Here is a 25,558-nt window from a genome sequence, read left to right as displayed (position 1 = left end):
AAATTTATGAATCTGCAGTCCCCCCATCGAGTAAATGTCCTTTTAGTTGACGATCGCCCAGAAAATTTGGTAGCTCTAGAAGCTATCCTCAACAGCCCCTCTTATCATCTAGTACAAGCTAATTCGGGCGCGGAGGCTCTGAGATGTCTGCTTAATGAAGATTTTGCGGTAATTTTGCTTGATGTGCAGATGCCGGGAATGGATGGATTTGAGACAGCAACATTGATTCGCTCTAGAGATCGATCGCGATCGACTCCGATTATTTTTATCACAGCATTCAGCAGTAATGACACCCACGTGTTTAAAGGTTATTCTCTGGGTGCGGTGGATTACCTGTTCAAACCCTTAGAACCGGAAATATTGACCTCGAAGGTGCAGGTATTTGTGGAATTGTTCCAAAAAACAGTCGAGGTGAAACAGCAAGCAACACAGTTAGCTGCGGTTAATAGTGAACTAAGTAAAAGTGAAGAGCGGTTTCGCACTTTGTGTGCTTGTTCACCACTGGGAATTTACTTAGCTGACGTTGAAGGCCGCTGTACTTACACCAATCCCCGTTGTCAAGCGATTTGCGGGTTAACTTTGGAGGAAAGTTTGGTAGAGGTTTGGCAGCGGGAAGTTCATCCAGAAGATCGCGATCGCGTAGTAGCAGATTGGTTAGCTTGGATTAAAGAAAGCCAGGAATATTCTAACGAGTTTCGATTAGCTGGGAGCGAAAATGTGCGTTGGATTCACGTGCAGTCGTCGCCAATGTTTTCGGATTTGGGAAAACTGATCGGTCACGTGGGCACGGTTAGAGATGTCACAGACCGCAAGCAAGCAGAGGAAGAACGCGGCCGACTAATCCGCGAACAAGTGGCGCGGCAAGAAGCGGAAAGAGCTAACCAGATGAAGGATGAATTTCTCGCTATTCTCTCTCACGAGCTCCGTACTCCTTTAAATGCAATTCTCGGCTGGTCTAGGCTGCTTCGTACCAAAACATTTGACCACGACACTATTGAGAAAGCCCTAGAAACAATTGAGCGCAATGCTAAATCTCAAGCTCAACTCATCGAAGATATTTTAGATGTTTCGCGGATTCTGCGGGGGAAACTAAATTTAAATATGCATCCGATTCGGTTGGAATCTGCGATCAAGCTGGCAATAGATTCTTTGCAGCCGCTGACTGAGGAAAAATCAATAGTCATAGAATTAACGTGCAGTCCCAATGTAGGTGAAGTTATCGGCGATTTCGATCGCTTGCAGCAAATTGTGTGGAATTTGCTGTCAAATGCGATTAAGTTTAGTCCGCAAGATGGTAAAGTACAGGTGCGGTTAGAGTCAGTTGGCGATGAGGCTCAAATTCAGATAATTGATAGCGGCATTGGTATCGCTCCTGATTTTTTGCCTTATGTTTTCGATCGCTTCCGCCAAGCTGATAGCAGCACAACTAGGTCTTACGGGGGTTTGGGACTGGGATTGGCGATCGTCCGTCACTTGGTGGAACAGCACGGCGGTAAGGTGTATGCAGAGAATAATCCGGGCGAGGGTGCGAAATTTACGGTGGCTTTACCTGTTGTACAGAGGAAGACCCAAGGTGCAGGGGATGCTTGGTCGCCCCTCAATGACGCGACAGAGGTTCTCCCCACTCTGGCTAATTTGCAATTGCTGGTGGTGGATGATGACGATGACACGCGGGAGTTTTTGATTGCTTTACTCGAGGATCAGGGAGCTATTGTGCGATCGGCATCATCGGTGGCCGGGGCTCTAGCTGCACTGGAGAGTTATTGGCCGGATGTGCTGCTGAGCGACATTGGAATGCCGCAAGCAGACGGCTATGAGTTGATGGCGCGGGTGAGAGAAATGGAAGTGCTCAGGGGTGGAAAGATGCCTGCGATCGCTCTGACTGCCTACGCCAGAGAGGAAGAGCGCAAGCAAGCGCTGGAAGCTGGTTTCCAGATGCACTTATCTAAACCAGTTGACATAAATAAGTTAATTGCCGCAATTGCTAACCTCACAGGAATCCTCGGAAATCCCGATCCAACTCACATCTTGCACGATGCTCAAGAACAGGCAAGATGCCTGTTCCACAAAGATTAGATTTTATTGTGGGGAGTACGGGTTGGGCAGGAGAGCCCGTCCGTGAAGGCTGATTGACAATAGTGCTATTCGGTGATTTCCAAGGGAATCGGCGGTTAAAACCGCTTTGTTGACCCCCAATCCCGTGCTGATTACTGAGAAAAATATTAAGCTAGCTAAAAGGAAACGCGATCGACAGTTCGGAACAAGACACCCGTTTTTCCACAAAAAACTGGATATTTGCCGTTTTTTTGCTTCAACCTGCCGTCAAAGTACAAAATTACCCGCCAATCAATACATGAATATTTTTAGCAGTCTGCTTTCTAGCCCAACTCAAGCACCCCAAGTCAAAAAACAGCGTCGAGGCATTGAAATTAAGTCGGAACGCGAAATCGAAATTATGCGGCAAGCAGCAAAAATCGTTGCAACGGTACTCAAAGAAATTTCCCAAATGGTGAAACCGGGAATGACTACTGCTGATTTGGATGCTTATGCCGAAAAACGTATCCGTGCTATGGGGGCAACTCCGAGTTTTAAAGGCTATCACGGTTTTCCTGGATCGATTTGCTCTAGCATTAATAACGAAGTTGTTCACGGCATCCCCAGTCCCAAAAAAGTAATTCGGGCAGGAGATGTTCTCAAGGTAGATACTGGGGCATATTATCAAGGTTTTCACGGCGATTCTTGCATCACGATCGCAGTTGTGGAAGTGACTCCCGAATCGGCAAAATTAATCCGAGTCGCAGAAGAAGCTCTCTACAAAGGCATCGAACAAGTGAAGGCGGGAGCCTATTTGCTCGATCTGGCGGGTGCGATCGAAGATCATGTCAAAAGCAACGGTTTTAACATCGTTGAGGAGTTTACCGGCCACGGTGTCGGGCGAAATTTGCACGAGGAACCGTCTGTTTTCAATTTCCGCACGCGGGAAATGCCGAACGTGAAATTGCGAGCGGGCATGACATTGGCGATCGAACCAATTCTGAATGCCGGTTCTAAGTACACTCGGACGCTTTCTGACAAGTGGACTGCTGTAACGGTTGACAATGCTATGTCGGCTCAGTTTGAGCATACTGTGTTGGTGACAGAAACTGGCTATGAAATTTTGACCGATCGTTCAAAAGTTTAAGTGGAAGGGTTCAATAATAATTTTGAGTTTTGAGTTTTGAGTTTTGAATTAAAGATTTAACAACTTTTTAATCGTTAGCTCAAAACCTAACTCAAAACTCTTGAGTTAAACAACAATTTTTTAACTTCTTTCGAGGGATAGAGTGACAAGAAGAGTTAAATTCGGCTAAATTAAAAAATAGTGGTAAAGCGTAAGGGTAACAACTATGTCAGCACGATTATTATTGGTAGATGATGAACCGGGCTTGCGGGAAGCAGTACAAGCTTATTTGGAAGATAGCGATTTTGCGGTTGAGGTTGCCAGTAATGCTCGAGATGGGTGGGAACTCTTGCAGCAGACTAATCCCGATTTGGTGATTTCAGACATTATGATGCCCCAGGTGGACGGTTATCAATTTCTCAAGCAAGTGCGGGAAGATCCTCGCTATAAGGCTTTGCCTGTGGTGTTCTTGACGGCTAAGGGGATGACGAGCGATCGCATTCAAGGCTATCAAGCAGGCTGCGATGCTTATCTTTCTAAGCCCTTCGATCCCGACGAGTTAGTAGCAATAGTAACCAATTTGCTGGCCCGTCGCGCGGCTGCTAAGGAGACAAGCGAAAATCCTGAAAGTCCAGATATTGCTGCTTTGACAAGCCAAATGGCGAGAATTGAGTCTTTGCTGAGTGGGCGGAGTTCGATCGCCCAAAGTCCTTCGCCGATTAAAATTGATTTGACTCCGCGAGAACAAAGTGTTTTGGATTTGGTTGCTCAAGGTTTGATGAATAAAGAAATTGCCCGCCGCTTGGAAACTAGCGTGCGTAATGTGGAAAAGTACGTCAGCCGTTTGTTTAGCAAGACGGGTACTAACAGCCGTACTGAGTTGGTTCGCTTCGCTCTCGAACACGGCTTGACGAAATAGGGGCCCTCTCGACTTGGCTGGAGGCTCTCCCTCGGCCATCGGCGTTACCAGGTTCTTCCTGGTAACGATAATTATGCAAAAAATTAGAAATGTTAAGATATAAGTATTGACAGCTATCCGGTGGCTGTGGTATGTCACATCAGCTTGCTGGTGGCAGCGCGGGAGTGCGAAAACTGGTGTGCGAAAACTGGTGTGCGAAAACTGGTGTGCGATCGAACTTTTCACCCACTTTGCTTTGAGTCTGAGATGAACACTCGCAAAGGCTGGGGAATTACTTAACGGGAAAACCTGACTGTTTAAGAGTTTTCACGTAGTAAATACAAAGGCCAACACTTGACCGGATATGCTCCGTTAAGCAAACTTGCCACGAAAAGTCACAGATCAGGTTATATCCTATGGAAAAGCAAGCCACTATTAATTACAGTTCTGGATGCACTCCGACAAAGAAACCGGGTTTTTTACCGAATTTACGGTGTGTAACAAAGTATTTCGTAAAAAAACCCGGTTTCTGGGCCCCCATGCTAAAAGTTTACACCCTAGTTCAAGCTCTCAGATTCATCTGTGGAGTCAATCTAAAATCTAAAATCTAAAATCTAAAATCGACTCACAGCGCTCTAAAGTAGCCGCAGATGTTGAATGTATAGCAGCACCAAAGTTTAGTTTATACCAGGAGGATACCATGAGGAAAATCACGGCGCGACAAACAATAAGTGCCATAGTAGCACTGCCGATCGTACTAATAGCCAATACAAATCAAGCTTTGGCCGCTGATACCAGTCAGAAAATAGATCCAATTAAGAAAGTTTCGGATTTTGGCGATGAGCTAGATTTTGATATTGGGCCACCAACAACAATCAGCATTGAAGAAAGCGAGGATTGGGATGAACCTGATTTTACAGCTACTTTAGATATGGAGATTAGTAAATTTATGACAAATAATCTTCAAGCTGTAATTGATGAGCCGCCGCCGATAGTTTATCTCAGTGCGGCCAGGGGCCAGTCAACCCGGGAATGCCGGATTTCTGGGATATGCGAATAACTAAATCGGATTGGTGCGATTTGGGCGATGGCTGGGAGTCCCGCAAACAAAGACTCATTTGCTGGGTAGAATTTGAGCAATTATCAAGATTTCAGTAAAATTCGGTTGATTTTGCTGGGAATATGCGAATAACAGAGTATGTATTTTTTGGGGTATGCTTTAATTGCGATCGGCTAAAATAATAAGTATGCAGGCTGAAATAAACTTAACTTATTGATAGTTCCCAGTGATGGGAAATCGCCTAAAATGGCAAAATTAAAATTAATCATGTGATTGTTCGCTCTGATTTGCAAACGTAAAAACTGGTAAAAGTAAACTTAGAGAAACCGCCAAAACGGTTAGGAAGTTCTTAATTGCACTTTCCCCTGCAATCGATTCCTTCCATCCGTTACACCCGTTACATCCGTTACATCCGTTAAATAATCCGTTGCCGAACTTCCATCCGTTACATCCGTTACATCCGTTACATCCGTTAAATAATCCGTTGCCGAACTTCCATCCGTTACATCCGTTACATCCGTTACATCCGTTACATCCGTTACATCCGTTAAATAATCCGTTGCCGAACTTCCTTTTTTCGGCAGTTGACAGCATCTATCCTGAGAAACTTTTTCAAATATTAATTATGATTAATTCGCACTGCCAGCAAGACACCGCAGCACAGCAAAACAAAAGTTCGCTGCAAACTCTCTCCCGCGCTCTGAGAATGTCTCAGGGGCAATTTTCGCTGATTTTGGTACGGTGCAATTACAGCGCTATGAGAGAAAAAATTGTACGGCAATTGCGGGAGGAGTCTGATATCGAGATTAGAGAAATTGTCCTCCCGCCATCTGTTAAAACTCTTTACACGACGATAGAAACCAAACTTTCCTGCAGCCATCCGGCAGCTTTAATGGTGTTTGGCTTGGAATCGGTAAGTGCGATCGATCGACTGCTGACTTCTACCAACTACGTGAGGGAAGAATTTCGGAATAATTTTCCCTTTCCGGTGGTGCTGTGGGTGACAGACAAAATCTTAAAAAAACTGATTCGGTTAGTAACAGATATCGAGACTTGGACGACCACTGTTGAATTTGTGCTCGGCCCAGACGACTTGGTGGATTTCCTGGGTAAAAGTGCCGATCGCATTTTTTCCCACATTTTAGAAAGTGGCAATTGGCGTTTAACTAATTCTGCCATTCTCGGAGCCAATTCTTTGAGTGAACTAGAGTCGGCTAGCCAAGACTTGCAAACTTGCAACATGAGGTTAGAACCAGCTATTGAAGCGAGTTTGCAATTTATTCGCGGTAGGCACGAATATGCTTGTCACCGCATCCCAGCAGCTATTGAATTGTATCAAAAAAGTCTCAATTTTTGGAAGCATCAAGTAGCATTTATTGGGCCAAAAACACAATTTAGCGATTTGTTATTTACCGTTCACCCTGCACCGGTGTTAGAGGGAATTCTGCTATTCCACATCGGTCTTTGCTACCGCTTCCAAGCAGAAAAACACCGCAGTGGCAATCGTCCTTACTGGACGGAAGCTAAGAATTATTTTCAGGAATGTATTGATGTTTTAGAACGCGCGGGGCGGCCGGATGCCGTTGGTATATTCATCAATCAACTTGGCGAAGTATTGCAGCATTTAGAAGATTGGGATGCACTCTGGAATTTAGCTATCAAAGCTCGGAGGTTACATGAAAATATGGAAAATTCAGCAGTTAATTTGGCTCAAGATTACGGCTTTTTGGCTAGAGTAGCCTTAGAGCAAAAGAACTGGCAAGGGGCGAAAGAATGGGCTTTAGTGGCTCTAGAGGTTCTCAACTCAAATTTAGAAGTGACGGGACAGGGAACCCCTGTAAAGTCGCAGCATTTAGGCTTGTATCTGTTAATTTTAGCAGAGGCCCAGAGTCAGTTGGGTGAGGTGCAGGAGGCGATCGCGCATTTAGAGCTTGCTCGCTCGGAAACCGAAGCGTGCTACAATCCGCAACTGTATTTGCGGGTTTTAGAAATGCTGCGATCGCTCTATTTTCAGCGGGGAGAATATCTCGAAGCATTTCAAATTAAGCAAGATTATCGAGCGGTGGAACACACGTATCGGTTCCGAGCTTTTATTGGAGCCGGAAAGTTGCAGCCGCACAGAGAAGCGGTTAATTCCGTCGCCGAAACTGTTGCCGACGCTGCTACTATTGCTGACGAAATTACTGCTTCCGGCAGAGAACAAGACCTCAACCGCTTGATATATAGGATGAACAATACCCCAGACAAACTGACAGTAATTTACGGTCAGTCTGGAGTTGGCAAAAGTTCAATTGTCACCGGAGGATTAGTACCGGCTCTCAAACAAAAAAAAATAGAAAGGCGGACTGTTTTGCCGATTGTGCTGCAAGTTTACAACAACTGGCCGCGGGAATTGACCAGACAGTTATCTGCTGGGAAAGCTGAAATATTCGAGCCGGAACTTTCCGAAGCAGTACCGGAAACTGCTCCGGTAGATTTTCCAGTAGAAGCAGGCCCAGTTCAAGAAAATCTTATTTCGGGATTTAACGACGACTTGGCTGGGAATAATGAGGAGAGAAGGGAGCAGTCACAGCCAGTAGAATTAATTAGAGAACCACAGGCGAACGAATACGAAAAAATTATCAAGGAGCTGCAAATAAATTCAGAACATCTAGTGACGGTTCTGATATTTGACCAATTTGAAGAATTCTTTTTCGTGTGGAAAGAGCCAGCCCAAAGGCAGAGATTTTTTGATTTTTTGCGGGACTGCTTAAAAATCAAATATTTAAAAGTCGTCCTGTGTTTGCGGGAAGATTACCTGCACTATTTGCTGGACTTTTCCCGACCCAAAAACCAGACAGGATTCGTTAACAATGATATTTTAGAGGACATTCTCAGCAAAAACATTCTGTTTTATTTGGGCAATTTTTCGCTGGTCGATGCGCGATCGGTAATTCGCACTTTAACTGAGCGAGCGCAGTTTTACTTAGAACCGGAGCTGATCGAAGAATTAGTCAATGATTTAGCTGGAGAATTGGGAGAAGTTCGCCCGATCGAACTACAACTTGTCGGCGCTCAACTGCAACAAGAGGACATTAGAACTTTAGCTCAATATCAGGAACTTGGCAACAATCCGCAACAAAAATTAGTCGAAAGGTTTCTCGAAGAAGTCATCAAAGATTGCGGTCCAGAAAATGAAGTAGCGGCGCGCCGAGTTTTGTATTTGCTGACAGATGAAGATGAGATTCGTCCCCTAAAAACCCGCGCCGAATTAGCCTCTAATTTAGCGACATTTGCCGAAGCTGACAAATTAGATTTAGTCTTAGAACTGTTAGTAAACTCTGGTTTAGTTTTTCGGTGGACGGAACTGCCGGCCGAGCTTTACCAGCTCGTTCACGACTATTTAGTTACCTTCATCCGCCAGCAGCAGGCATTAGATAAAAAAGCCGAATTTGAGGAACTGCGAAAGCAAAACCAAATTAACCGAGATGAAATTGAACAAATTCGCAAAGACAGAGAGCAAGATGCTTTGCTGTCGGAAGCTAGAGAGAAACAGCACGAAGCGGAAGCTCAACTTTACCAATCTCGGAGATGGCAATTGCGGGCGGCGGTTCTAGGAGTGCTTGTACTCGCAGGTGTTTCGGGGATGGCATTCGAGCAAGCAAAATTAGCAGAAAGCGCGCGGCAAGAAGCAGAAAGAAGTCGGACTGACGCCCTAAATTCGGCCTCGGAATCTTTAGTGATTTCTAATGAAAAAAATCAATTAGGAGTGTTGGAAAATAGTATCAAAATTGGTCGTGATTCTCTTAAAAGTACAGCGCTGCCTGTGGACACTAAAACTCAAATTGCTGAAAGACTCCGACAAGCAGTTTCCGGGGTGCAAGAACGCAACCGTTTCGAGCAGCATAGCAAGTTTGTTTTGGATGTGAGTGTCAGTCCCGACGGCAATTCAGTTGCTTCGGCAAGTGCTGACAAAACTGTTAAATTGTGGAGCAAAGAAGGTAAGTTATTAAAAACTTTCAATCACCCGGATAGCGTGACGAGTGTTAGTTTTAGTCCCGATGGGAAAACGATCGCTACTGGTTGTGCCGATCGTACAATTAGAATTTGGCAAGTAAATAACGACAAAAGTGCGATCGTAATTTTATCCGGCCACCGCGATATCGTCACCAGCGTCAGTTTCAGTCCAGACGGCAAAACCCTAGCTTCCGCCAGTCACGACAACACCGTCAAAATCTGGAACCTTGCGAACAAAAAATTGCTGCAAACCTTAACCGGACACAAAGACTGGGTACTCAGCGTCACTTTCAGTCCCGACGGCCAAACAATTGCCTCAGCAAGTGTTGACAAAACTGTCAAACTTTGGAACCGAGAAAGTAAAACCCAGAAATTTAGAATTAATCCCAAAACATTAACCAAACATTCTGACATTGTTTACAGCATTAAGTTCAGTCCAAACAGTCAAGAACTCGTCTCGGCAAGTGCCGACACCACAGCCAAAGTTTGGAACCGAAACGGTGAGGAAATCAGAACTCTCAAAGGACACAACGATGAAGTTGTCAGCGCGAGTTTCAGTCGCGACGGCAAACAAATTGTCACCGGCAGTGCAGACGATACGGTAAAAATTTGGAGTCGCAGCGGCACTTTGCTCAACACTTTTCGAGGACATCAAGACGACGTGAGGGCCGTAAGTTTCAGCGGCGACGGCACTATTGCTTCCGCAAGTAAGGACAAAATAGTGAAAATTTGGAAACCGGACAGCACTCCGCTGAATAAGATTTTATCGGGACACGGAGACTGGGTTTACAAAGTCAGTTTTAGTGCTGACAGTAAAACAATTGCCTCTGCTAGCGGCGACAAAACCGTGAGACTTTGGCGGGCTGACGGCAGTTTATTCAAAACCTTAGAAGGTCACAAAGATTCTGTTACTTGGGTTAGCATTTCGCCTGATGATAAAACTGTTGCTTCTGCCAGCGATGACCAAACCGTGAAAGTCTGGAGTTTAAACGGCAAACTGTTAGATACTCTCAGCCACAGCGGCATTGTTAAAAGCGTGAGTTTTAGTCCAGACGGAAAGATAATTGCCGCCGCTAGTGCGGATCGCAAATTGTACCTCTGGCGCTGGAACGGTTCTAAAGCAACTTTGTTTGCAAAACTCGATCACAGCAATCCAGTAATTAGCGTTAGCTTCAGTCCCGACGGCAAAACTATTGCTACTGCTACCGCTGCTGAGGACAAGGCAAGCGGGAAGAAAAAGGCTTTTGAAATTACCGGAGAAAAGAGAGTTTACCTGTGGCAATTTAACGGTTCGTCGGCGAAGATTATGAAAACTCTCGACCACGAGGACAGCGTTAAAAATGTGAGTTTTAGTCCAGACGGCAAGACTATTGCTGCTGCTTGCGCTGACAAAAAAGTTTACTTGTGGGAGTTTGATGGAAAGGTGGCGAATTTAACTGAAAAACTCGACCACAGCGATACTGTAGAAAGCGTGAGTTTTAGTCCCGACGGCAAGTTGATTGCGGCGGCGAGTGGGGGAAATACTGTTAAGCTGTGGGATTTTGGCGGCAAGAAGGCTATTCTATCTAAGACTTTGGAATCGAGCGATCGCGTGTTGAGCGTTACTTTTAGTTCGGACAGCAAAACTCTGGCTTTTGCTAGCAGGGATAGAAGTGTAATTTTGTGGCCTGTGGAGAATTTGCAACTGAATAATATCATTGCTCGCAGTTGCGAATGGTTGGGAGATTATTTGCAGAATGACCCGAATGTTGCTGAGGGCGATCGACTGCTTTGTCTTGGATTTGGGAAGCAGGCTTTAAATAAGGGGAAGCGGTGAAATTGACAGCGGTAAGTTGCGGGCTCCACACCCTACATAATTATATTTTGCTAATTCTCATCAACATAATTTTATGGAAAAATTCTGTATATGTCTCGGCGGTGCGCTACTCGCTGACAAATTAAAGTTTTTGTCGGTGCATCAAGTGTGAGTCCAATACGGTAGTCACCAACACGAATTTTATATTTATAGCAATCCTAAATCAGTTGTACAAATATGTAGGGGTAGTGCTACCCCTACTCCCCGTGCCTACCCCCCACGGATCGGGGCAACCACGGGGGGTTTGCCCCTACAACAATTACACAATTCATTTAGAATCGCTATATCTGGATAACCTTTCATTTTTTCCAGATATCCTAATGCAAAGGGATTGTCGGATTCTAAGAATTGAAAAACTATAGGTTCTATCCTACTTCTAATTTCAGCAGGTAAAGCAGCTAGTTCTTTGAGGAACCGATTTGTATATTCAACTTGCCACATTATTTTGTTTGATTGAGTTATAATACTTTAGTGCTTGTTCTTTTGATAATATCTCATCACCTTCAGTTTCTTCTATAAGTTTAGCCAGACCATAGTTTTCCAAAATCTCCTCGATTTTCTCAAATTGTTCAAGGGGGATTTGAACAGCAATCGGCTGCTGATTTTCGTCGATTACATAACTTTTATGTAGTTCTAGCATTGTGTAGTGTTTATATCTGAGTATATAAATTATTATAATAGATACATTTTTTTTGTCAAGAGGCCATCGCGTCTGCCTGTCGAGTTGCTCAACCGATAGGTTAAACAAATCTATCTACTGGCTAATTGTGTTGGCAGTAAAATTGCGCTAAAATTCGAGTGACAAGCTTAACCTTTTTGGCAATTCCCCACCGAATTAACCAGCAATCAAAACCCGAGGTAAACCACATGGATGTCAACTCCCAAAATGTCCAACCAATCCCGCCATTCAACGAGACAAACGAGGATACACCAGAGATAGGTGGCGGTTTACCCGTAATTGAATATTGGGCAAAACATACATTGTCCCCGGAAGGGCCGAAACTTTGGAAAACTTTGCTGCACAAAAGTGCTTGTTTGTCCTGTTCTTGGGGCACTGGCGGGCAGAAAGGAGGTTTTACAAATGAAGATGGCGAAAAACTTCAGCGGTGCATGAAAAGCGTCGAAGCAATCTCCGCTGAAATCAAGCCGGCTATCTCAACTCAATTTTTTGAACAGCAGAGTATTGCACAACTTCAGCAATTAACTTCAATGGAAGCCGATAGGTTGGGAAGGCTGAGTTTTCCGATGATTTTGCGGGCTGGTTCATCTCATTACGATCGCATTTCTTGGGAAGAAGTTTATCAAATTGCCGAAGCTGCCTTTCGCAAAACCCCCGAACGAGTGGCATCTTACAGTTCTGGTCGCTCTTCCAACGAAGCGGCTTTTCTGTTGCAATTGATGATGCGGGCGATGGGTTCTAATAACTTAGCAGATTGTTCCGATCTGTGCCACGCTCCCTCGACAATCGGGTTAAGCGAAATGTTTGCCACCCGCACCTCGGTAGTGAGTCTAGAAAACTTGAAGGAAGCAGATTGCGTCGTGCTCGCGGGGAGCAATTCTTCCTACAACCATCCCCGCTTGATGAACGAATTGATTAAAATTCGCGACAAAGGCGGTAAAATAATTGTAATCAATCCGGTGATGGAAATCGGGTTAGTCAAGTTTGGTTCTCCCGCATTTCCCGTCAAGTCGCTCATCCCCGGTTCCGATATTTCGTCGCTATACTTGCAACCAATTCCGGGCAGCGATACGGCGCTATTTGTCGGCATTCAAAAGTCTTTAATCGAACAAGGTTTGCTGGACGAAAGCTATTTGCAAGCTCATACAGAAAGCTGGGAAGCTGTAGTACAGCACGCCCGCGAAACCGATTGGGAAACTATTACTAAAACCTGCGGAGTTTCCCAAGTAGAAATTGAGGCTGCAGCCAGAATTATTGGCACGTCCCAGCGAGTAGTCTTTGGTTGGGCGATGGGAATTACCCAACAGAATAACGGTGTAGATAACGTTTTCAGCATTGCCAATACTGCCTTAATGACAGGAAATGTCGGCAAAGAAGGGGCGGGATTAATGCCCGTGAGAGGACACTCAAACGTCCAAGGATTCGGCTCTATGGGCGTCACTGTGAAGCTAAAAAAAGAAATTCAACAAGCTTTAGAAAAGTTATTGAATCGTCCCCTCAGTCCTGTTAAGGGCTACGACACTCGATCGCTCATTGAAGCAGCAGATGCAGGCAAAGTCGATACGCTGATCTGTCTGGGCGGTAATTTGTATGGGGCGAATCCAGATTCAACTCAGGCAAAACGGGCTTTAAGCAATGTTGAAACCGTTATCTACCTCGCAACCAAACCGAATTTAGGGCATTTTCACGGATTGGCAAAGCACAATACAATTGTGATCCCCGTCCTGAATCGCTTTGAAAACCCCCACAAAACAACAGTGGAATCTGGGAATAACTTTGTGCGTTTAAATGATGAGGGCGAAACTCATCTCCAGAATTCGGATTTGATTCCTGAAGTGTATTTTTTGACGGAATTAGCCAGCCGGATTCACGGCGATTTTCCTGTTGATTGGCGCAAACTTCAAGACACAAAATACGTTCGCCAATTGATTGCTAAAACTATTCCGGGCTATGAAAAGATGGCGACAATTGATGAAACACAAGAGGAATTTACCATCAGCGGTCGCATTTTTACAGAACCTAAATTCCCTACAGAGTCTGGGAAAGCGAAGATGTTTGTCACGCCTTTACCTAAGCTGAAATTACCGGAAGCGAAAGAGTTTGGAGTATCGGAATCCACACAGGGTATTGTTGTGGCATTGATGACGGGACGCAGCTATTCTCAGCACAATACTGTGGTTTACAAAATTGATGACAAGTACCGGGGAATGCCGCACCGCAACTGCATTTTGATGAATCGTGCGGATGCAGAAAGCGCTGGTTTGCATGAACATCAGCGGGTTACGGTGCAGGGAAATGTGGGGAAAATGGAAAATGTCGAGGTGATTTATGGGGCGGTTCGTGAGGGTGCTGCTTTGATGTTTTATCCTGAAGTTAATGTGATTTTTCACCCGGAGATTGAAAAGCGATCTGGCACGCCTGCTTACAAGCGCGTACCTGCTTTTGTTTATGCACAAGCGTAATCAGAGTGGAAACGGCATTACCGTGTCCTCCGTTTCTATCACTTTAAACAACTAAAAAATCAGATTCCCCGATCGAACTTACCGCTATTCCCGGTAACAGCGCCAAGACTTGTCCGGTGCTGCCGATCCGAATTTCAGTATCGTTGCCTGAAGGTACGATCGACAGTTGCTCGAATTTCAAACCATCAACTAACACCAACCAATCCACACCAGGAGCAAAATCAACAATCGTATCCGTACCCCCATCCGGCTGCAACACAATGTCATCGAAACCGACACCGGTGATAATAGTATCGTTTGCCCGACCGCCCTGCAGCCAATCCCCCCCGCCCCCGCCAGTTAACAAGTCCATGCCTTTGTCGCCGTAAATATAGTCACCGCCTTCGCCACCCTCCAAACTATCGCTTTGCCGCCCCCCACTAATCGTGTCGATCCCCGCACTGCCTAGAATACTGTTAGCTAATTCATTTCCAAGTACCTGGTCATTTCCGGGCGAACCTACCAGATTTTCGATATCCGCGCCAAAAGCAATGTACGTGCCAAAGGTTTCAGTTGTATAAATGCGATCGCGATCAGTACCTAGGGCCCCCTGCGAAGGTTGTATATAGTAGCCCAGATATCCCAGAGCGCTCTGTGCCGTCAGCGGCTTACCCTGATTCATGTCCAAAGAATAAACGTTGTTGGCAGGCAGTGCTGAAAAGTCCAAAGTATCGCTGCCGCCGCCGTCCCAGATAGTTTGAACGGTATTGAAATTAGTGCTGTCGAATTTGTAAACATTATTGTCACCGTTAAAATCGCTGCGGGCGCCGTAGAGATACTGCAATGCCCGGATGTCATAAGCCATCAAACTCCGGGGATTTTCGCCGTTGGAATCGTTAAATGTATATGCGGCATTGTAGGACATGATCGTATTTCTCGTATTGTCCTTGTCAAACGGAAGATACGGAGCGTCTCCGGGGTTTCCTGTTAAGCCGCTGCCGAAGCTGTTGTAGTTGCCGGGGTGCTTCAAACCCATCGCGTGAGCGATTTCGTGCATTAAAATATAGTAGCCAAAACTGCCGGGGCCTGAGGAAAAAGCTGTTGCCGGATCGTTTTCATAGAGCTTTTGGAGGTGGATGGCGCCCCCGCGCCACACACCCGGCTGATAAGTGTAGGCACTGCTGTCAGCACCCGGCCCGTCAGAAAACATAATTCTGATGTTGCTTTGGGCCGAGTCTGGAACTTCTACAAAGTTGAGCGGCAAGACTGTGGCATAATTGTCCCGCAAGATTTGGCGGACATTCTGTTTGATCCGATCGTTAACTTCCTCAATATTGGTTTCCTCTCTATATGCAAAATAACTGGCCGCGCTGTCAGCAGTCACAAAACTGTAGGTGATGGTGCCGCCGGGAGCGACGTTCCATTTGGCTAGCTGTCCGGGGTTCGCTCTACTTATTCGGAGCAGAGCATCAATATCGTTAGAGTTGCTGAAGGCGGAAGCTTGAGCTGCCGATCGTTCGGCGCCCGAATCTGAGGTTTGAGCGCGACTGCTACAGATCGGGCAGCTATGTTCTGAAGCACCTTGCAACAAATCTGAATTGTTATTAGTTAAATCACTCAGAGTGTAAACAGACATGAGGTTCCTTCCAATTGGAGGCAAGAGGATGTTGATTAATATTATTAAATAAGCAGCTCTTAAAGTCAACTCATAAAATTCATAAGCTTGACTTCATAAAAATCATATTTATCAATAAATGTTACCAACAAACGATCGGTTGTCACGAATGATTTGAGCTTGCTGCTATTAACTCTTAATTTGCAAAGCTCTACCCCGCCAAGTCCATCCCCAGCCGGTTTCTGTTTTAATCGCAGAGGCGATCGCCATCGCCGCCACGAACGCACCTCCGAAACCTCCCAACCACCAGTATTTCGTCGGACATTCAGAAATCTCGGCACCCAAGCGGCGCAAAGTGTAATGCTGCCAAATTACGATTACGGATAAACAGATAGTTAACCAGGTAATTGGCAATGGGTAATTGGTAATTGGTAATTGGTAATTGGTGATTGTCAGAATTTCTGCGAAGTCCCCGTTTGCCAGCAAAATAGCTAATGCCAACCACGGCATAGGATAAAGAAAAAACATAATTGCAGCCATGTAAACCATCATGCCCCAACTGCGATTAGCGCCGAGATACAAATTCTTTGTCCAGCCTTCCCACAATGCGTTCCAAGACCGATACATCCGCACGGATGCCAAATTTGACCCGGAATAAAGTCCGAGCTTTAAACTCGCACGTTTGATGCGTCTAGCTAATTCCACATCTTCCACAATAACGCTTGCAACTGCTTCGTGACCGCCGATTTTTTCGTAGGCCGATCGCCTAAATAACATGAACGGGCCGGCGGCAAAAGCACTGTCTGTTTTCGAGGGATCGTTGACGGCGGTGAAGTCGAAGCAAACTGCTAAGTTATTGAACATTATCGGCTGCACTAACCACTCGGCAAAACACTCACAAACCAGCGCTGGCATACAGGTGAACAAGTCTATTTTCTCGGTTTCTGCTGTGGCGATAGCGTTTTCTATCGCCCCTGGTTTGAGTCGCACGTCGGCATCGATAAATAATAAGAAGTCTCCGGTTGCTATTTGAACAGCTTGGGCGCAGGCCCAGTTTTTGCCCGCCCAATATTGGTTGGTTGGTCGCGGCTGACCTGCTAATATTTTAAGCCGGGGGTCGTTGAGATCCTGTTGCAGGGTTTGCCCGATCGCCTTGGTGTCGTCTGTCGAGCGATCGTCTACAATCAAAACCTCTAAGTTGTCCACAGACAGCGGTGTACTCTCCAAAATGGCGATCGCGCAATCCCGAATATTCTCTGCCTCGTTGTATTGTAAAACTTCATTAAGTTTATAAGCATTAGTGGACAAAAGTAGTATCCTGTGGTCAGGAAGACCAAATGATACTACCTGACTAGGCCAAGGCAATAGGCATCACTCTACACAACCGCATGGCGAGTCGTGGAAAGCAAAATTAAGGAACCCAGACTCAACCATGCAACTAACAGAAAGGCACATTATTAAGCATACAGAACACCGTTTTGCAGAACTCGATAACGCTTCGTGGCAATCCAAAAATCTCTACAACGCTGCTAACTACGTCCTTCGCCAAAACTTCCTCTACGGCTGGGGATATCTCACTTACAATCAGATGGCTAATTTGATGAAATCCCATCCAGCATATCAGGCACTACCTGCCAAAGTCAGCCAACAAATTTTGATGATATTGGACAAAAACTGGCAAGCTTTTTTCGAGGCTCTCAAAGCTTACAACAAAGAACCGACAAAATTTACAGGACGCCCAAAACTACCGAAGTACAAAGATAAAGTTAAGGGGCGAAATATTCTCGTTTATACAGTGCAAGCAATTAGCAGCAAACAATTAAAAAAAGGAATTATCAAACTTTCAGGGACAGAAATATCGATTCAAACAACTGTCAAGCCCGATCGAATTTGTCAAGTAAGAGTAGTTCCCAAATGCAATTGTTACGTAATCGAGGTAATTTACCATGAACAGGAGCCCGCCCGATATCGAGAGAACTCTGCATCGGTAGCCAGTATCGATCTCGGACTGAATAACTTAGTAGCGCTAACATCAAATCAACCAGGCTTTATCCCCCTACTGATTAACGGGCGACCGCTAAAATCCATCAATCAGTTCTACAACAAGCGCAAATCCCAATTACAATCTCAATTGAAAGGCAATCTTAAAACCTCATCAAGAATTGTGCGCCTCACTCGCTGTCGCAATCAAAAAGTCGATAACTACTTACATCATACTAGCAGGCTGATTATCGATATTTTGAGCGAGCGTCAGATTGGGACATTAGTAATTGGGAAAAATGTGCAGTGGAAAAACTGCATTAACTTAGGCAAGCAGAACAATCAAAACTTGGTCAGCATTCCGCACGCTCGATTAATTCAGATGTTGGAATACAAAGCTGTTTTGGCGGGGATTGAAGTAATAATACAGGAAGAATCCTATACTTCAGCCTCCAACTTCCTTTCTTTAGATCCGATTCCTGTTTACGGCGAGAGCGATGCCAACAGCGTGGAATTTACTGGCAAACGCATCCACAGAGGTTTGTACAAAACGGCAGAGGGTTTGTTAATTAATGCTGATGTTAATGGGTCTTACAATATCATGCGAAAAGCACTCCCAAAAGCGTTGAGCAATGGGATAGGGAGCTGCGTAGTTCAGCCCAGGCGGGTTAATCCGCTCAAAGTAAAAGCGAAAGGGGAGGGGCACGATGCCTCCCATGTCATGTAATAGATGACTATACTTTTACCAGCTATGCTGGTACGATTACCGAAACTTTGGGGAACTGCGCGGCGGGTTCCGGTGAGGGCCTGGCGGAACTTCTGTCGGTTCGAGGCGCATTTTCGACTGATCGGCGCAAATTCTTACTGTAAGCTGTACTTACGATTAGAGAAAAAATTAGCAGGGTTAACAATATCAAAGCGAACTGACCTCAAAATTTCGGTAGAGGATTTGTCTCCCTAAATATTAAAAAATATTAAAACAAAAAGCTAGTCGATCGCCCGAAAAGTTATTTTGACCGAAAGCATCCAGGATACAAGCCCCCGGATTCATCTCGCGCAAGTCAATGCTTCAATCTCAAATCTAAAATCTCAAATCTAAAATCGATTGACCGAAAGCATCCAGGATACAAGCCCCCGGATTCATCTCGCGCAAGTCAATGCTTCAATCTCAAATCTAAAATCTCAAATCTAAAATCGATTGACCCCCTCTTTTGCTATAATTTGTGAGCATCTTTCGGCTCGCCCGCAGCGAGGGGCAAGACCCCTCACCCAGACAGCGACCGAAAAGCCGAGGATAGATATCAGTTTTCAGAGGAGATTGCAATGGGCGAATTTGTGACAGTCGATGTGTTGGCGAACACGATAGCGGTACTCGGCGCTTTGGGTTTTTTCTTTTTGGGATATCAAGCTTTGCAGATGTTGAAAAAATAAAGTATGTCAGAACACAGATGTTGCACCATTGTCAAGAACGGGCAAGATGCCCGTTCCACAAAGAATGATTTTTCTTGTGGAACAGGCATCTTGCCTGTTCCTAAACAAGTAATTGAGAATGGTGCAATATCTCAGTCAGAAGTCAGAAGTCAGAAGTCAGAAGGAAAGAAGTCCGAGGGAAGAAGTCCGATGGAAGTCGGAATAAGGAAAGAAAGAAGAAGGAAAGAAACAACTATTCCGAATACCCAATGCCCTGTTTTGCCAATGCCCAATGCCCTGTTTTGCCAATGCCCCGGAACACCTAATTTACCTGAAAAAGGCTATACAACTGACTCAACAGTGCAACTGTTTCTTGCGAAAATCAACCAAAAAAAGGCTGCGTTATTATCATGGTGAGCCAACTTTTAGATGGACGCTATCAAATCATTGAAGTCATAGAAACAGGAGAATTTGGGCAAACCTATCTGGCCAAAGATATTCGCCGTCCCGGAGAACCGCAGTGCTTTGTCAAGCACCTGCGTCCCGGTACCACCGAACCGAAATTAATTAATACTACGCGCCGTCTTTTTCAAAAAGAAGCAGAAGTTCTAGAAAAGCTCGGTCAACACGACCAAATTCCTCAGCTATTCGCTTATTTTGAAGAAAATGAAGAATTTTTCTTAGTTGAATCCTTTGTTGCCGGTCACTCGCTATCAACCGAGATTGTACCCGGAAAGCCCCTAAGCGAAGAAAAAATGATTGCTTTGCTGAAGGAACTGTTAGAAATTTTAGTGTTTGTACACGGACAGGGAGTAATTCACCGAGATATTAAACCGGCCAATTTAATTCGCCGCTATTCCGACAACAAGTTAGTTTTGATTGACTTTGGCTCGGTGAAAGAAATTCACATCGCTCAAAGACAAGCGCCGGTAACGGTGCGGATTGGCACTCTGGAATATATGCCGATCGAACAATTTCAATACAACCCGCAACTCAACAGCGATATCTACGCTTTGGGAATGATTGGCATCCAAGCAATGACGGGTTTGCCGGCTTACGATTTGCCGAAACTGCGGGATTTGAAAAATTCTAATAAAGGCGAAATTGTTTGGCGGCATTTAGCTACGTGTTCCCAAGCGCTGGCTGATGTTTTGGACAATATGGTGCGCTACGATTTTCGGGAGAGGTACCAGTCGGCGGCGGAAGCTTTAGCCGATTTGAGGAAAATTGGCGATCGCTCGCGGGCGCGGATTCCCAAGCTAACAATATATCGCGAAGAAGTCGATCGGCGCAGCAGCAGCCGGGGCGATATTACAGTGGTCGGTCGGAGAATATTAGATGAACTGCGCGTCAGTTTGGAATTGCTGCCAGAAGAAGCAGAGGCGATCGAAGATGAGGTATTGAACCCTTACCGGAAATACAGGGAAAAAGGCGAACGCTACGAACAATCACTGCAAGAAGCAATGCAGCAAGAATATCCTTTTTCTGTGGAAACTCGCGAGGAGTTAAAACGCTTGCAGCAAGTTTTAGGGCTTACTGACGAAGATGCCGCGACAATCGAAGAATTAGTCATTCCTAAATCTTTATTCGCTAAATTGTACAAGGCGATTACCACAGTTTTGGAGGGACACCGCAACCCCAATGGGCTACCACCGAGTAGCGCCCCTCACCTCGAATTGCAGGCAAGTCCGGCGGTATCCCCGCAGGTAAATCTGAACGGAAAAACCGATTTATCGTTAGCGCAGCCCGCCCCTACGGGGGCTACGCCAACGGAGAGGATCGCCAGCCCAGCAGCGATTGTCCCCAAAGAAACTCGCAAATTCAATCCTTATCTTGCTGGGGCAACAATTGCGGCTATCTTAGCTGCGATCGGCGGAGTTTACGGATATCTCAAGTGGCAAGAATGGCAGCAGCGAGTCCAGAAAGAATCCCAACAGATCACTCAAATTGAAGCTCTTTATAAAGCCAGCAATTATGAAGGCTGCATCAGTCAAATACCAACAATTGCCGACACTTCCAGCAGCTATTCGTCCGCTCAGGAGTTACAAGAACAGTGCCAAGCAGGTCTGCGGTGGAAGAACGCCAAAGTCAAAAATTTCGCTCAGCATTCAGATGCAGTTGGGTCTGTTGCTTTCAGTCCAGACGGCTTAATGTTAGCCAGCGGTTCTAAAGACAAAAGCATCCAAATTTGGGATTTAGCTACAGGCAAGTCGATCCGCACTTTTCCAGGAGATTCATCCACCGTTTGGTCGGTTGCTTTTGACTCAAACGGTACAAGACTGGCGACTGGAACCGGTTTTTGGCGAGTCATGCTGTGGGATTTGAAAACAGGGCAAGTGATTCGTAGTCTCGACCACACTGCTTCTGTTTGGTCTGTCGCCCTCAGCCCCGACGGACAGCTTGTGGCTAGTGCCAGCGGAGACAAAACCACGAAGATTTCGGATGCAACAACTGGCCGTTTGATTTACAATTTGCCAGACCATACAGATTTTGTTTATTCTGTTGCTTTCACTCCAGATGGAAAAAGTTTGATTAGCGCTTCTAAGGATAACAAAATTACAGTTGTTGATGTAGCAACGGGGAGGTTGCTCACAACTCTTGAGGGACACGGCGACGCGGTGAGGTCGGTGGCTGTTAGCCCGGACGGGAAGACAATTGTTAGCGGTTCCTATGATGAAAGTATTAAAATCTGGAATCTCGAAACAGGAGATTTAATTCGCTCTATCAAGGGACATTCTGATGATATTGTCTCGGTTGCTATCAGCCCGGACGGGCAGTTTATTGCCAGCGGGAGCAAGGATAAAACTATTAAAATTTGGGATTTTGCTACCGGAGAACTGCTGAATACTTTGACGGGACATTCCGATGAAGTTTATGTGGTGACTTTTAGTCCCGATGGCAAAACTATTGCTAGCGGTTCTAAAGACAATACTATTAAGTTGTGGTTGAGGTAATCAGAAGGAAGAAGGAAGAAGGAAGTTCGGCAACGGATTATGTAACGGATGTAACGGATGTAACGGATGTAACGGATGTAAAGGATAGAAGGAAGAAGGAAGAAGGAAGAAGGAAGAAGGAAGAAGGAAGAAGGAAGAAGGAAGAAGGAAGAAGGAAAAATAGTCCTTGACGGACAGACTATACTTGTAGGGTGGGCAGTGCACACCTTACTACTACCGATAGTGTAACAATTGAAAAGTTGTGTCTACGACTGAAGAAGTCAGTCAACAGTCAACAGTCTCCATTAGTCATTCGTCATTTAATTGCTATAATTCAGCTCGTTTTTTAAGGTTTGGGGAAAGTGCCAATAAGGCGTTTCTAATTCGTCCTCAGTTGGAGAATTTTCAGTTGAGTTTTCTCGGATTTGAAAAAAGTGGTAGAGGTTAGCGACAGTTAAATCGGATATTTCTTGCCAATTCGAGGCAGCTAAACCTTGATAGCCAGTAGCGATCGCCTGCTGGCTGACATAAAATTCGTATCTCCGGCGGATTTCCGGCGACACAGCGAAGGTTAACTGGTCGCGCAAGGATAGAAAGTGAGACTTTTGCTTTAAAGTTTCATAAAGTGAAGGTTCCGCAGCTAATACCGCGAATGTAGTGTACACGCTGCTTTTTAAACTATCGCCGGTGAGTTTATCTAAACTAGCTAACTGGTGCTGCTCTTTTAGAGACAAAGTTTGCATCCAATCCACCTCATTTTGCCAAAATTCTATTACACTTAAATCATGACCCAGAATCCTAGTAACTTCGGGAAATAAAAAATCTAGTTCGGGTTCGGATTCACATCCTTTAACAACAGTTAGAATATCTTGACAAATTTTTGATTCGAGTTCCAGCAGGCGATCGCTCACCATATCGTAGGCCCGCTGCAAGTGAAACGTCACCCCGATCGCCTGCTCGATCGCCCAAACACATTCCATTTGCCTGAGCTTTCCGGCAGAACACAGCCCATCCAACAAACTGGGATTGTCATAAATTTTTAAAGCCTCAAACAGCATATCCCGCCCGCCATTAATTTCGGAATTCCGAAGTTTAAGATCGGGCACTGTTAGGGCTGACTGACAGCGTTTGACAGCCTTAGAAAAAATATCGTAACCGTTAACCCATTTCTGGCGGTGCATTTCAAAATTAGAGTCGTGAGCCACCTTAAAAATCTGCTGGATTACCTCTACTCCCCTATCTTTGAGGATGTGTCTGAGATCGATAAATCCGTCTTTAATTTTTAGCTTCTGGTGCTTTGCCTCTTCTCTGATTTTTAATACTTGGTTGAGGTTTACTGCTGACAAAACTGTGCTGGATACAGCGCCAATACCAATGACAGCAGCAGTTGCTTGCATCACTGCCAAATTAATTTTCAGACAGTTAAGCATTCTGTATATTTTTTGAAACCCCTGATGAGTTTGAGCAACCTGCAACGGCGCCACTGTCACGTACACGGGAGCTACCAGCGGCTGTATGGGGCCACCTCCGGTTAACTGTGCGAGCAATCCTAGAACTCCGCGCGAGGATGTAGTTCCAGTTGTTGATTGATAAAAGATTTTTGCAAGCTCCACAAACTCCCCTGTCACTGGATCTCTAGCTGCCGGGAGCAATTTTCCTGTTTTGGTAGTAGGCTGTACCAGTTTGCCAGTATTAAGTAGAGCCTGAGTTGCAGGGGTGAATATATAATCCATGTTGTGACACCAGTTTAAAAAAAATGCAACTGTAGGCAAGCTCCAAACCACGATAGTCACCAGTCATTCCCAATTCTTCAATTCTTTAATCTAAAATCTAAAATGGTATGACTTAGCTCGTATTCAAAAAGGCAGATGTTCTGTATTGTATGCTATTTAGGGAAACGAGGCATCAAAGGAAATGAATGAGTATCTCAAGGTATTCCAGGCTCTTACCCAGTTTAGCGATCGATTGCTGGCCGACGAACATCAATCCCTAGAGATCAAACAGTCAGCTACCCAACTCAGCTTAGATGTGGAACCTTGTATTCAGGAAATCAAGCAATCAGCCCTCAGACTCAAGGGGCTACTTCAGGTATGTTTCAAAGATGTATCTCACGCTGAGGATGTCTGGAATAGCAAGCCGAGAATTGCTGGAGCATCTCCTGTTGATGTCTGGGAGCAAATTGGCGAACTAAGCGGATGCGATGTGAGAATTCGCAGTTTAGGAAAACAGGGCCAATATGATGCTGTTTTTAAAGTTCGCAAATCGTGGAGCGACAAGGCTACCAAGTTAAAAAATCAGTGGTTTTTGTGGGATAAAAACCATCAAATATTTCAAAGAGATACTCTCGGTTTTTTTGAAAAAGATAATTTGCACAAAGAGTTACGGAATGAAGTTGATTACCAGGCAGAGCGAGTGATTTTAATTATGGAGAATGAACTCCATTTGATTTTTAAAGAATTACAATCTATTGATATAGAAAAAATTGAATTTTATATTGAATGCTTCGATCTCAACAGTCAATCGAGATTTAGAGAGAGACTGCAATCAATAGGCGGCGAGATTGTGTCGAAGTTTACGGAACCTCTGAAATATTTACCTGGCTCTTCTGTGAAGACTTTTAAAGAAACGCTGAAAGCCCCTGTAGAAGCTCTGGTTCATAAAAGCAAGATGGGAATCAGTTTGGTCGATTTTGAAGATTCCTGTAAAGTGATTGGGTCAATCATGGATAGTTTGATTGTAGCCATTTTTGAGGAGCGCATGAAACTGGCAACTCACACAGTTGAAAAAGCGATAAAGTTCTACAATGATTTTTTAGAGAAGCAGGCGCGGTATCAGCAAGAGACGCCGGAACAGCGAGCGGCGGAAAAAGATTGGATCGAATACCAGCGGCAGCAACTCAGGGAAGTTCAGCAGTATATTGATGCAGTCATTAGTCATTAGTCATTAGTCATTAGTCATTAGTCATTAGTCATTAGTTATTAGTCATTAGTCATTAGTCATTAGTTATTGGTCACTGGTTATTGGTTATTGGTTAGTAGTTATTGGTTATTGGTTATTAGAACGTACAACTAACAATTAACAAATAACCACTGACCACTAAAAACAGTCAACAGTCAACAGTCAACAGTCAACAAATTATTGATATTGACCGCTGATTTCGTAAACGATCGCGCCAAAAGACGCTAAGCTAGCTAGAATCAGCATCCCGGCCGGCATGAATTTGCGAGTTTTTACAAGCCGTAAAATAAAGACTATTACTAAAACAGCGGAGATGGCTGCTGCTAATGTTAAACCCCAACTTTGTCCCATGAGTTGTGCGGTGCCGGCAAAAATTAGCAGGGAACCGCTAATCAAGCCCGAAATGAGCGAGGCTTGGCTTTTGGCCTTGATATAACCCATGATGCCGCCAACGAGTGTTAAAATGCCGTAGCCGATCGCCGCTGCTGTACCTAAATTCATTTTTAATCCTCCCGATTTCACAAGTGCATCTAAATTTATACAGCGCGGCCTGCAATCAGTGTCACGAATTGT

The 25,558-nt window shown here is 44.9% G+C and carries 17 protein-coding genes; 12 read left to right on the top strand and 5 right to left on the bottom strand.

Annotated elements, in window-relative coordinates; all coding sequences use genetic code 11:
- Positions 1–6: 6 nt before the first annotated feature.
- The 6 genes from QUB04_RS09825 (at position 7) to QUB04_RS09800 (ending at position 10,930) form a co-directional block, all read left to right on the top strand.
- Positions 7–2,076, top strand: coding sequence for a response regulator (locus tag QUB04_RS09825; RefSeq protein WP_333283743.1), 2,070 nt, complete (start codon positions 7–9; stop codon positions 2,074–2,076).
- A gap of 277 nt (positions 2,077–2,353) precedes the next feature.
- Positions 2,354–3,181, top strand: a complete 828-nt coding sequence (gene map / locus QUB04_RS09820; protein ID WP_333052584.1) for a type I methionyl aminopeptidase — start codon at positions 2,354–2,356, stop codon at positions 3,179–3,181.
- 205 nt (positions 3,182–3,386) lie between these two features.
- The gene (locus QUB04_RS09815; protein WP_333052586.1) at positions 3,387–4,079 is read left to right on the top strand and encodes a response regulator transcription factor; all 693 of its coding nucleotides are present in this window, start codon (positions 3,387–3,389) and stop codon (positions 4,077–4,079) included.
- Between the two features lie 106 nt (positions 4,080–4,185).
- Positions 4,186–4,329: a hypothetical protein gene (locus QUB04_RS09810; RefSeq protein ID WP_333283740.1), complete on the top strand. Its 144-nt coding sequence runs from the start codon at positions 4,186–4,188 to the stop codon at positions 4,327–4,329.
- Positions 4,330–4,758: 429 nt separating this feature from the next.
- Complete coding sequence (locus QUB04_RS09805) at positions 4,759–5,118, top strand: hypothetical protein (protein WP_333283737.1); 360 nt, start codon at positions 4,759–4,761, stop codon at positions 5,116–5,118.
- A 625-nt stretch (positions 5,119–5,743) separates the two neighbouring features.
- Positions 5,744–10,930 (top strand): nSTAND1 domain-containing NTPase, encoded by a 5,187-nt coding sequence (locus QUB04_RS09800; protein WP_333283735.1) that lies wholly within the window; start codon positions 5,744–5,746, stop codon positions 10,928–10,930.
- A 466-nt stretch (positions 10,931–11,396) separates the two neighbouring features.
- On the opposite strand, the gene QUB04_RS09795 is transcribed toward QUB04_RS09800, so the two are convergent.
- Entirely contained in the window at positions 11,397–11,609 is a 213-nt protein-coding gene (locus QUB04_RS09795) for a hypothetical protein (protein ID WP_333102025.1), read from the bottom strand.
- Between the two features lie 158 nt (positions 11,610–11,767).
- Here QUB04_RS09795 and QUB04_RS09790 point away from each other — a divergent pair, with 158 nt between their 5' ends.
- Positions 11,768–14,110, top strand: coding sequence for an FdhF/YdeP family oxidoreductase (locus QUB04_RS09790; protein WP_333283732.1), 2,343 nt, complete (start codon positions 11,768–11,770; stop codon positions 14,108–14,110).
- A gap of 43 nt (positions 14,111–14,153) precedes the next feature.
- On the opposite strand, the gene QUB04_RS09785 is transcribed toward QUB04_RS09790, so the two are convergent.
- Together QUB04_RS09785 and QUB04_RS09780 are read right to left on the bottom strand one after the other, a co-directional pair.
- Positions 14,154–15,725, bottom strand: coding sequence for a M10 family metallopeptidase (locus tag QUB04_RS09785; RefSeq protein WP_333283730.1), 1,572 nt, complete (start codon positions 15,723–15,725; stop codon positions 14,154–14,156).
- A 168-nt stretch (positions 15,726–15,893) separates the two neighbouring features.
- Positions 15,894–17,012 (bottom strand): glycosyltransferase, encoded by a 1,119-nt coding sequence (locus QUB04_RS09780; RefSeq protein ID WP_333283728.1) that lies wholly within the window; start codon positions 17,010–17,012, stop codon positions 15,894–15,896.
- A 124-nt stretch (positions 17,013–17,136) separates the two neighbouring features.
- Here QUB04_RS09780 and QUB04_RS09775 point away from each other — a divergent pair, with 124 nt between their 5' ends.
- From QUB04_RS09775 to QUB04_RS09760, 4 genes are all read left to right on the top strand, one after another.
- A complete protein-coding gene (locus tag QUB04_RS09775; protein WP_333283726.1) occupies positions 17,137–18,411 on the top strand; it encodes a transposase in 1,275 nt (424 codons plus the stop codon).
- Between the two features lie 707 nt (positions 18,412–19,118).
- Entirely contained in the window at positions 19,119–19,511 is a 393-nt protein-coding gene (locus QUB04_RS09770; protein ID WP_333283724.1) for a hypothetical protein, read from the top strand.
- On the top strand, positions 19,505–22,048 hold the full coding sequence (locus QUB04_RS09765; protein WP_333283722.1) for a protein kinase domain-containing protein: 2,544 nt from the start codon (positions 19,505–19,507) through the stop codon (positions 22,046–22,048). Before QUB04_RS09770 ends, QUB04_RS09765 begins: the two co-directional genes overlap by 7 nt.
- On the top strand, positions 22,036–22,218 hold the full coding sequence (locus tag QUB04_RS09760) for a hypothetical protein (RefSeq protein ID WP_333283719.1): 183 nt from the start codon (positions 22,036–22,038) through the stop codon (positions 22,216–22,218). The genes QUB04_RS09765 and QUB04_RS09760 overlap by 13 nt, the downstream gene beginning before the upstream one ends.
- Positions 22,219–22,347: 129 nt before the next feature.
- Here the strand turns inward: QUB04_RS09760 and QUB04_RS09755 are convergent, their stop codons facing one another.
- Positions 22,348–23,760: a hypothetical protein gene (locus QUB04_RS09755; protein ID WP_333283717.1), complete on the bottom strand. Its 1,413-nt coding sequence runs from the start codon at positions 23,758–23,760 to the stop codon at positions 22,348–22,350.
- Positions 23,761–23,941: 181 nt separating this feature from the next.
- Here QUB04_RS09755 and QUB04_RS09750 point away from each other — a divergent pair, with 181 nt between their 5' ends.
- Positions 23,942–24,967 carry a hypothetical protein gene (locus tag QUB04_RS09750; RefSeq protein ID WP_333283715.1) on the top strand — a complete coding sequence of 342 codons (1,026 nt, stop codon included), beginning with the start codon at positions 23,942–23,944 and terminating at the stop codon, positions 24,965–24,967.
- A gap of 195 nt (positions 24,968–25,162) precedes the next feature.
- Here the strand turns inward: QUB04_RS09750 and QUB04_RS09745 are convergent, their stop codons facing one another.
- Positions 25,163–25,486 (bottom strand): TMEM14 family protein, encoded by a 324-nt coding sequence (locus QUB04_RS09745; protein ID WP_333283713.1) that lies wholly within the window; start codon positions 25,484–25,486, stop codon positions 25,163–25,165.
- Between the last annotated feature and the right edge of the window lie 72 nt (positions 25,487–25,558).

Source organism: Microcoleus sp. D2_18a_B4 (assembly GCF_036702475.1).
GTDB lineage: Bacteria > Cyanobacteriota > Cyanobacteriia > Cyanobacteriales > Microcoleaceae > Microcoleus.
Note: the sequence above shows the minus strand (reverse complement) of the source record. Positions and strands in the feature narration are given on the sequence as shown.